General features: G+C 39.7%; 1 protein-coding gene. It reads left to right on the top strand.

Annotated elements, in window-relative coordinates; genetic code table 11:
• Positions 1 to 104 precede the first annotated feature (104 nt).
• Positions 105 to 494, top strand: a 390-nt coding sequence (locus AB4486_RS27735; RefSeq protein WP_372120020.1) for an endonuclease/exonuclease/phosphatase family protein, incomplete at its 3' end; no start/stop codon positions are given.

Genomic DNA, 494 nt, shown 5'->3' with positions numbered 1-494 from the left:
GAAATATTCAGCACAACCTGCGTAATTCTTTTTAGATCAAATAACCTCGAGAAACGCAGCCGTGCGCTGCGTTTTATCTCACTAGAATAAATAAGTGAATAATAATGAAGTTAATGACACTAAATACCCACAGTTGGCAAGAAGAAAAACAGCTAGAAAAGTTAGATGTGGTCGCGCAAGCCATTATCGAGCAAGGGTGCGATGTGGTTGCATTACAGGAAGTGAATCAACATCAAGATAGCCCGGCCGTTGATGCCAATATATTAACCAATCACACTGTGTTGGCGAATAACTATGGTTATTTATTACAGAAAAAACTCATGGAATACGGTCATCACTACCAACTTACGTGGGATTTCGTTCATCAAAGTTATGAAGTATATCAAGAGGGGCTCTCATTTTTAACGCGACTACCGATTGTCGAACATGAGGTCATTGATTTAAGTGATAACTATGATGTGAGCTTTTGGAAACATCGGCGAGCAGTGCGTATT

It is taken from the genome of Vibrio sp. 10N.222.55.C6, from assembly GCF_041473395.1.
Taxonomy (GTDB): Bacteria; Pseudomonadota; Gammaproteobacteria; order Enterobacterales; family Vibrionaceae; genus Vibrio; species Vibrio crassostreae_C.
The sequence above is the reverse complement of the archived record's forward strand: the minus strand, read 5'-3'. Positions and strand labels throughout refer to the sequence as shown.